General features: G+C 43.0%; 9 protein-coding genes, 1 tRNA gene and 1 pseudogene. 4 read left to right on the forward strand and 7 right to left on the reverse strand.

All coding sequences use genetic code 11. The features are described from left to right. Positions 1-107: 107 nt before the first annotated feature. From ASJ81_RS22665 to mtbC, 6 genes and pseudogenes are all read right to left on the reverse strand, one after another. Positions 108-257, reverse strand: a complete 150-nt coding sequence (locus tag ASJ81_RS22665) for a hypothetical protein (RefSeq protein ID WP_170943219.1) — start codon at positions 255-257, stop codon at positions 108-110. Between the two features lie 17 nt (positions 258-274). After that, entirely contained in the window at positions 275-571 is a 297-nt protein-coding gene (locus ASJ81_RS06260) for a hypothetical protein (RefSeq protein WP_095643741.1), read from the reverse strand. Position 572: 1 nt separating this feature from the next. Further along, positions 573-1,634, reverse strand: coding sequence for a DMT family transporter (locus ASJ81_RS06265; RefSeq protein ID WP_170943220.1), 1,062 nt, complete (start codon positions 1,632-1,634; stop codon positions 573-575). Positions 1,635-1,994: 360 nt separating this feature from the next. Further along, positions 1,995-2,648: a methyltransferase cognate corrinoid protein gene (locus tag ASJ81_RS06270; protein WP_095643742.1), complete on the reverse strand. Its 654-nt coding sequence runs from the start codon at positions 2,646-2,648 to the stop codon at positions 1,995-1,997. A 32-nt stretch (positions 2,649-2,680) separates the two neighbouring features. Beyond that, a pseudogene (gene mttB, locus ASJ81_RS06275) lies at positions 2,681-4,168 on the reverse strand ([trimethylamine--corrinoid protein] Co-methyltransferase). 25 nt (positions 4,169-4,193) lie between these two features. Then, positions 4,194-4,835, reverse strand: coding sequence for a dimethylamine corrinoid protein MtbC (gene mtbC / locus ASJ81_RS06280; protein WP_095643743.1), 642 nt, complete (start codon positions 4,833-4,835; stop codon positions 4,194-4,196). Between the two features lie 22 nt (positions 4,836-4,857). On the opposite strand from mtbC, the gene ASJ81_RS22670 reads away from it, so the two are divergent. Both ASJ81_RS22670 and ASJ81_RS06285 read left to right on the forward strand, forming a co-directional pair. Then, positions 4,858-5,019, forward strand: a complete 162-nt coding sequence (locus ASJ81_RS22670; protein ID WP_170943221.1) for a hypothetical protein — start codon at positions 4,858-4,860, stop codon at positions 5,017-5,019. 588 nt (positions 5,020-5,607) lie between these two features. Beyond that, entirely contained in the window at positions 5,608-5,820 is a 213-nt protein-coding gene (locus ASJ81_RS06285; protein ID WP_095643744.1) for a hypothetical protein, read from the forward strand. A gap of 2 nt (positions 5,821-5,822) precedes the next feature. On the opposite strand, the gene ASJ81_RS06290 is transcribed toward ASJ81_RS06285, so the two are convergent. Continuing rightward, entirely contained in the window at positions 5,823-6,971 is a 1,149-nt protein-coding gene (locus tag ASJ81_RS06290; RefSeq protein ID WP_095643745.1) for a (Fe-S)-binding protein, read from the reverse strand. A 508-nt stretch (positions 6,972-7,479) separates the two neighbouring features. Between ASJ81_RS06290 and ASJ81_RS06295 the strand changes: the two genes are divergently transcribed. Both ASJ81_RS06295 and ASJ81_RS06300 read left to right on the forward strand, forming a co-directional pair. After that, on the forward strand, positions 7,480-8,043 hold the full coding sequence (locus ASJ81_RS06295; protein ID WP_170943222.1) for a CDP-alcohol phosphatidyltransferase family protein: 564 nt from the start codon (positions 7,480-7,482) through the stop codon (positions 8,041-8,043). A gap of 193 nt (positions 8,044-8,236) precedes the next feature. Further along, a tRNA-Pro gene (locus ASJ81_RS06300) sits at positions 8,237-8,314 on the forward strand. The last annotated feature ends 145 nt before the right edge of the window (positions 8,315-8,459 follow it).

Consider the following 8,459-nt stretch of genomic DNA (forward strand, 5'->3'; position numbering starts at 1 on the left):
GGAAGACACGTTTTCCGTCTCCCATTCTCAAAGCGTATTCAGTTGCCATTTTTATTCTCCTTTCTTTTTATTTTATTAATTAAATTTAGGAAACTGTATTCTGGGGTTCAGAATTTTGATACAAAAATTCTGGCTTGCCAAAGGGCCACTATTGCCAGAATAAGGATCAAAACCATCCAAAGGATCTTTGCTTCCGGTATGAAGGAGTTTGCCCAGTATGCATTGTAAGCTTCTAGAGCAGCTGCTGTTTGCGTCATGTTTATCCTCCTTATGGTCACAAATTTCTCAAGCAGGCATCAGAACCTCGGGATCTCCCAAAGTCTGTGATCACATACTTGTGCAGAAGGAATTCTTTTTTGTAAATTCCTTCTTCGTCAATTTTCTGCTCCACATCCTTCAGCATTCCTCCAGACGCCAGTTCAATAATGTCAAAGTTAATGCTGTCTCTGCCATATGCACTGTTCATGCCGTACTCTTCCTGGATTTTTGAAACTATCTCATAGTTCCAGTACTCTTTCCCATCCAGAAGAATCTCCAGAATCCTGAACTTTATAGGACGATTTCCACCCACTTCATTCACCTCTCAGAGTTTCAAGTGCACTTGCATCTTCCGTAAACATGACAAAACTGCCAATTACACAGAGGGTGCCTCCGACAAGGATAGTCCATTGGGGGGCATTTCCAAAGAAGAGGAAAATGAAGATAATGGAACACAGGCCATAAAGATTTCCGATACCCTGGCCTCTTCCAACCCCTATGAGCGGGAAGGATTTGTACCAGCAAACGTAACAGAAACCAAAGGTAATCCCTGCAAAGATCAGGACCAGCAGGGTCATCGGTTCAAAAACCTGGAGTGCGAATGAATACATGGGGTAACCAAAGAGTGCGAGCAAGGGTACAATAATGATCCACCAGATAATGTTTTCTCCAAGGAAGCGAAGAGTCAGTCCGGCATCAGGCTCTGAAATGTCAAGTCCTTTGCCTGCAATTGCGCCTTCAATTCCCCAGCCTGCAGCAGCCATCAAACCACCTAGATATCCTATCCACTGAACATTACCTGAAGAGAGATCAGAAAGAAGACCACCACCGAAGATTGTAACACCTCCAATAATGATGACTCCTATGCCTATAGCTGCTCTTTTGGAGATCTTTTCTCCATACCAGTAATAAGCTAGAATCGATCCTACTACAGGATAAAGAAGACCAGCAACCGCTGCAAATGCTCCACCAATGAAGCCCATAGCAATAAAAGAACCTAGAATTGCCATAGGACCTCCGAAAATAGAGGCAAGGAAGAACCATTTGGAACATGGATGGAATTCTTTAAGGGTTCGGACAAGCTCTCCGTATTTACCAAGTACTCCGTTCCAGATCATCAGTGCAACCATGACCGTAAGTGCATTGAAAGCAGTGATGAGAACAGCAGTTATAACAAGAGCTGTACCATCTCCACCTGTCTTGGCAATAGTTGCCTGCATCTGATCGAACGGGTTAAGCACCCAGACGACAGTACCCGGCAGATACCAGATACCCCAGAATACAGCACAGAAAAGGGCCCACATATACCCTTTACTGATCTTTCTTTTACTTTCCTGTTTTTTTAAGGTTCTCAAATCCACGAAAACTCCCTCCATTTTTCAGAACGCTGTGGAGTTCCCTCAGGACATAATCTCCAGTCCATCTCCACAACCTGAAAGTGCAGCCCAAAAGCTCTTTTTGGGGTTTTCATACCTGGGAATATTTTTCAAGTTTTTTAAATTCAAACTTCTTTTCAACTATTGTTTTTAGCTGTTTTTCAGACTGTATATAAGTTTTCCATTTTTACAATCGTTTCAGCCGTTTTTGTAATATTCCCTTGAGCGGTATGATTTGCAAGAACTGTTCCAGCTATATCCTAAGCTACAGTTTCACAAATATTGCACAAAATAGAGTTGCAGAAAATGTATTCAAACGTGCATTTTCTGCAACTTAATCCATTTACTAAGGCTGCTTTATCAGACGTTCAAAGCTGCTTTTACCTTAGCAACTGCGTCATTAGCGCTTTCGCCGTAGATATCTGCGCCTATCTTGTCTGCCCAGTCCTGGGTAACAGGAGCGCCACCGACCATGGTCTTTACCTGGTCGCGTACACCTGCTTCTTTCAGCTGTTCCTCAATCTGGATCTGGTTGACCATTGTGGTTGTCATAAGTGCGGAGGATGCGACAACCTGGGGTTTGAGTTCTTTAACTTTTTCTACAAAAGTCTTAATTGGGACATCTCTTCCAAGGTCCACTACTTTGAAACCTGCAATGTTGAGCATGGAAGCTACAATATCCTTTCCGATAGAGTGGATGTCGCCTTCGATGGTTCCGATAGCAACGGTTCCGAGGCTCTTGGTCTGAGACTTGCGCCTTTCCATTTCCGGCGTGATAACTTTTATACCGGCATTCATTGCCTCGGCAGCTGCAAGTACATGGGGCAGGAAAAGTTCACCCTGACCGAATTTTTCTCCTACTTCTTCCATGCCTGCGGTAAAGCCTTTTTCAATGAGCTCTACAGGATCAATCCCTGCAGCAAGGGATTCTTCTGCGACTTCTGCTGCAAGTTCATCGTCAAAATCGGTAATTGCTTCTTTTGCTTTTGCAATGATTTCTTCTTTGGTTGCCATTTTTAGATCTCCTGAATATCTGGATATTGTAATTACATGCCTCTGAAGGCTTTGTCAGCCTTGTCCACGATTGCCTGCATGTCCTTGAGAATGTCTGCATCGATTGGGGTTACCTGGTGGTTTTTAAGAACGTCCACTACCTTTTCGTGTGCAACTGTTGCAAGGTCCTTTGAGCCTGCTGCAGCCCAATCTCCAAACATGTGCCTGTCGAAGAGCATTGGGCAGGATGGGTAATCCACAAGCTTCCTGGTCTGTTTAAGAGCCAGGAAATTGTTTCCGATGCCTACTTTCTGGATAGATTCGACTGCGAGAGTTTCTTCTGAGACAGGGATTCCCTGCATGGCTTTCTTGACCATACTGAAGATATCATTGTCAATAACAAGCTGTTCCATTGAGAACGTCATTCCGAGCTCAAGCATCCCGGCCCCGTATATGGTGTTGGCACCAGAAAGAGCAGGTAGAAGGGTTGTTATGGTCTTTTCGTGACCAGCCTGGTCGTCTGGGACCTTGGCATCAGACTAGGAACCTGCCACATAGGAGGGTAGACCATAGAATTGGGCAAGTTTTGCAACCGCAGCGCTTATGAGACCGAGTTCGGGAGATCCTACAGGAGCAGTACCCTTCTTCAGGTCGAAGGTAGTTGTGGAACTTCCATACCAAACCTTAGATCCAGGCACTGTCAGCTGAGCAAGCACAATTCCGGAAAGGACTTCGGCATTGTGAGTTACAAGGGTTCCTGCAAGGTAAACAGGAGAAGAGCCACCGGACATTGCCATGCTCAGGACGTTCACTGGTATTCCAAAGCGAGAACCCTTAATGATGACCTGGCAGGCATTTACACTGAGCTCAAGCGGACTGGTTGGACAGACAAGCATGGAAAAGATTGGTTTCTTCCTGGCTTCTTCTTCGTTGCCGCCGTAGTAGGCTTTTACGATATCCCAGTAGTACTCGACATTTTCGCCTACAGGGTCAATGTGGTGATAGTGCTTTGAGGTGCCTGCAAGTGGAGTAAGGGTCTCGTGGACGTCCTGTGCACCCTGGCCTGCAATGTCTCTTGCAGAGACTGGGAGAGAGAAGTAGTCAATATTTTCGGCCCAGTCACAGAGTTTTGCGATGTCTGCAATATCTTTTTCGACGGAGTCAACGGTTACATACTTACCGTCCTGATACTTGCAGACCTTTACACCGGTACCGAAGCAGGTCCAGTGGACTTTGCCACCGCATTCCTGAACGGTATTAAACTTCTTGTCACGGCCCCAGAGGACAAATCTGGAGGGGGCAAGCTGAAGAGCTTTTCTTACAACATATTCAGGGATCTTTACAATGTTGGTATTTTCGTCGACTTCACAGCCATTTTCCTTGAAGATCTGCCTTGCCTCGGGGTCAGAAACCTGAACACCTGGGTTCATCAGAACTTCCATGGTTGCATAGTGAATTGCCTTAAGTTCATCAGTGGTAAAAAGGTTTAATTCTACGCCATTAAGTGCATTAAATCCAGCAACTGCATTATTTTTTGCCATTTTTTAACCTCCGAATAAGAATGATTTAAATCAGCAACTCTTTTGCTTTTGCAACAGCCTCGGTTGCATTTTCAGCATAGCAGTCTGCACCTATCTTATCAGCCCAGGCCTGGGTTGCAGGTGCACCGCCTACCATGACTTTAACTTTGTCCCTGAGTCCTTCTTCTTTGAGGAGCTCAATTACTCCTTTTTGTCCCTGGAGAGTTGTGGTCATAAGTGCGGAAATTCCAATCATATCAGCATTGACTTCTTTTGCCTTCTCAATAAAGTTCCTGATTGGAACATCACGGCCGATGTCATATACTTCAAAACCGGCAGATTGGAGCATTGTGGATACAATTGCTTTTCCAATATCATGAACGTCACCTTCTACGGTACCGTTCACAATAACACCGAGCTTTGAGCCGGAAGCTCCTTCAGGCATAAGATCCTTAAGAGCTGCAACTCCTGCAGCCATCGCATCGGCAGCCATCATCACATGTGGCAGGAACAGTTTTCCTCTCTCGAAAAGGGTACCAACCTCATTCATGCCTACTGCAAGCCCTTTTTCAATTATTTCGGAAGGTTCCAGTTCTCCTTTAGCTTTTTCAACTACAGCGAGTACTGTATCCTTCTTGCAGGAAATTATAGCATCTGCAAGTTCCTGAAGCAATTCTTCTTTGCTAATGTTGCATCCTCCGTTTTAGTTTTTGAGATATAGAGACTTCTCTCCTGTAATTATCACGAATAATCATGAACATTCAGGCTGTAAGCTCATGCTTCTGGGTGAAGCGATGGATGTACAGGAAGAAACTCACGATCACCATGGGTGGGAAACCATGATCACCTCAAGCGAGACAATGAAACCATGAAGAATTCATGATTACGCTGATTGGGGTTCATGAGTGTTTTAGCAGATGGGGTGTTTTTTGTGCCATTTTAATCCCGTCTGATAACTCATCTTTCAGATGTCTCCATTACTTTGTTGGTTATTCGTCTATATATATTTTTCTAAAAATTCTGTAATGAAATCGAGGGTATTATTTATAGTTTTCGGTTTTTCAATTTTCATTTGTATATTAAGGAAGAAAATAAAATAAAATTATCAAAAAATATAAATATTAAATGCTCAAAGTGTATTTTTATAAAATTTCTTTTAGTTCAGACTTCAAGTAGCATTCAGCTGGAAACTGCTTACAGGTTGCGTCCCACAAACAAAATTTCTTTGCCTGTGGTCGAAAGGGTCGCAGTCTTATTTCGCATGGTAGTGGACTTTAAATACCCTTTTACATAGACGCTATCTGTCTCACCTATTCACTTATCTCTCTATTTGTACTCTTATATCCGGAAGTAGGTAACCGTTGTAGTATGTGTTACTATTTATAACTTCCCCACAGTTGTGGTGCAGGTCCTGCAAGTTCTATAGCCTCCATATCTACCATCGAAAACTGAGCTTCTTTTTGATAAAAAAGATAATGAAATCAGAAAAGGTAATGAAATCAGAAAAGGTAATGAAATCAGAAAAGGTAATGAAATCAGAAAAGGTAATGAAATCAGAAAAGGTAATGAAATCAGAAAAGGTAATGAAATCAGAAAAGGTAATGAAATCAGAAAAGGTAATGAAATCAGAAAAGGTAATGAAATCAAAAAGGATATATGGATTATTAAGGTAAAATTATAAGCTTTTGGATTCCTCGTACCCTGAAATGCAGAACTTGTAGGCCCTATTGACTAGTTCCAGCATTCTTGAATCTTCCCTCTCTATTTTTATTCCGCAGGCGAGGGAAAGGTATTCGGCAAGGTCAAAAATTTGTATTTTTTCATCCTGTCCGGCTTCAATAAGATTCTGCATGCAGCCTCCGCAGTTAGTTATAATTATATCACAGCCCAGTTTTTCGGCAGCTCTGTAGCGGTCAGAGGCCACATCCAGGGACTCAGATGGGTAATTGACCCTTACTCCGCCTCCAAAGCCACAGCAAGCTGAATTTTCAGGGGTTTCATTGGCAAGTTCGGTGCCGTGGATATACTCAAGCACATCTCTTGCTTCTTGATATACTCCCATTGCCCTGGTAAGATGGCACGGGTCATGATAAAAGACTTTATGCTTGAGCACAGTTTCCGGAGTGAGTTTTCCTTCCCTTATAAGAAGCTCAAGGTACTGAGAAACGTGCAATACCTGAAAATTAAGTTTCCCAAAAATTCGAGGGTAGATATCTTTAAATGCCTTAAAGCAGCCAGGGCAGGCTGTAATGAGAGTTTTAGCCCCCCTTTTCCGTATTTCATCAATGTTCCGCTGACCGCTCCTCTGAATTGGCCCTGGATCTCCTCCACCCGCAGATACGGCTCCACAGCAGTATTCGACTCCACTCAGGACAGTGTAATCAACTGCGGCTTTATCCAGCAGTGCAACCGTAGCCTGTGCCATGATTTTGTTAATATACGTGCCTGCACAGCCTGGAAAATAGACTACTGAACCTGAGCTTTCCTTATAAATAGGGTTTTCGTCCAGCTCGGCAATCTTCTTAAAGAGATTGTTCTCAGCCTCAGGGTCTACCATTGTCTGCCTGTCTGTAAGTCCGTGTTCACTGACCCACTTCTGTCTGGCAGGAGAAATAAGCTTTTTTATTCCCAGTCCCACAGGACAGGCATCTGTACAGAGTCCGCATGTCAGGCAGCGCATCAGAGAGCTGGCATCAATATTCGAATTTCCTTCCAGATATCCATACAACCGGTTAAGCAAACTCAGGTCATTGTAGCGAGGGCAAACCTTAAGACATTGCCCGCATTTTTTACACTCTGACCTGTGCTTTTCTACGATTTCCATTTTTTAACTCCACATTATTTTAAATTTATGTGACTTATATATAGATCATTCAAACTTCTTTTTTGACAGGAAATCCTTAAAGGTTCCTCCTTGACATGAGTTCTTATAAGTTTTTCTTGATAAAAAATCACTTACAAATCACTTAAAAGTCGTGAGAATTAAACAAAAATCACTTATAAACCATAAAAACCACTCAGGACTCACTGTGAAGTCAGTAAGTAATTGAAATAATCCCTTAAAATCACCAGAAAATCTTTAAAAATTCTCTTTTTGACAGAAACTCTTTTATTGTCCCTGTTTACATTTTGTCTGGATAATTATCCCACCTCAGGAAGCCCTTAATAGCAGATTGGAAGTGCGGAAATGTTTTTTCCCAAAAAGATAAGCTAATATTCAACCATACTATCATCTATATGTAGCTATACACGCAGCTAGTAAAAGGAAGGGGTTAAAAATCTTCGACGAACTCAAAAACAGTGCAAGAACGCTGATAATTCCCATTGCCCGCTTGATTCCTTTATCTCCGAACACTCTCACGTTACTTGGTTTTGCCGTAAGCATCGCTGCAGGAGCAGCATTTGCGCTGGGCAAACCTTTTGCGGGTGGTCTTCTTATTCTTTTTAGCGGAGTCTTTGATATTCTTGACGGAGGAGTTGCAAGGGCAAAAGGTCGGATTACACCTTTTGGAGGTGTACTCGATTCGGTTTGCGACCGTTACTCTGACGGCTTGATGTTCCTCGGGATAATAGCAGGCGCAGTTAACGGCAGGCTTGTCCTTTCTCCGATTGTGCAAATCGAAGGCTGGCTCTGGGCAGGCTTTGCTCTGATAGGCTCCTTCCTGGTAAGTTACACTCGCGCTCGTGCAGAATCCGCAGGCTGTCGAAAACTGTCAGTCGGAATTGCCGAACGTACGGAAAGAATGATTCTCCTGGCTCTGGGCGGAATTTCAGGTTTTCTCAGCTGGGCTCTAGTACTTGTAGCTGTATTTTCCCATATTACTATTATTCAACGAGTCCTTCGGGCAAAAAGCATATTGAGTAAGCCTTCTGAAGTTGATTCTCAAAAACCGTAACAAGCTCGATCCTGCTAAAAGATACAGACGAAGATAACGTTTATGAACAATGGAATACTGTGCAAATAACAGTAAAAAGAATTTCCCTACTCTCTTCTACCGTTACTCATTTATACTACATATTTGATTACAATAGTTGGCGATGGTAAACAAAGAAAGAGATTTACCATTAAGAAAGTACAATCTGCTCTGCGGGGCCGTAGGGTAGCCTGGTCCATCCTGCAAGACTGGGGGTCTTGCGACCTGAGTCCAAATCTCAGCGGCCCCACCAAGATTTTATTAATGGTAATTCAAAGCACTCTTACCTTTTATTGAATACTGTTCTTGTTTTATTTTGTTTTGTTTTATTTTATTTTGTTTTATTTCAGTCGAATACCCCGCTAGCTTGCTGCGGGGATGGAAACTTCCCCGGTAAC

This window comes from Methanosarcina spelaei, assembly GCF_002287235.1.
Taxonomy (GTDB): domain Archaea; phylum Halobacteriota; class Methanosarcinia; order Methanosarcinales; family Methanosarcinaceae; genus Methanosarcina; species Methanosarcina spelaei.

Bases quoted from the DNA above. Each gene is read 5' to 3' on its own strand.
- ASJ81_RS22665 (WP_170943219.1), bottom strand. From the start codon at position 257: ATGACGCAAACAGCAGCTGCTCTAGAAGCTTACAATGCATACTGGGCA.
- ASJ81_RS06265 (WP_170943220.1), bottom strand. From the start codon at position 1,634: ATGGAGGGAGTTTTCGTGGATTTGAGAACCTTAAAAAAACAGGAAAGT.
- ASJ81_RS06270 (WP_095643742.1), bottom strand. From the start codon at position 2,648: ATGGCAACCAAAGAAGAAATCATTGCAAAAGCAAAAGAAGCAATTACC.
- ASJ81_RS06290 (WP_095643745.1), bottom strand. From the start codon at position 6,971: ATGGAAATCGTAGAAAAGCACAGGTCAGAGTGTAAAAAATGCGGGCAA.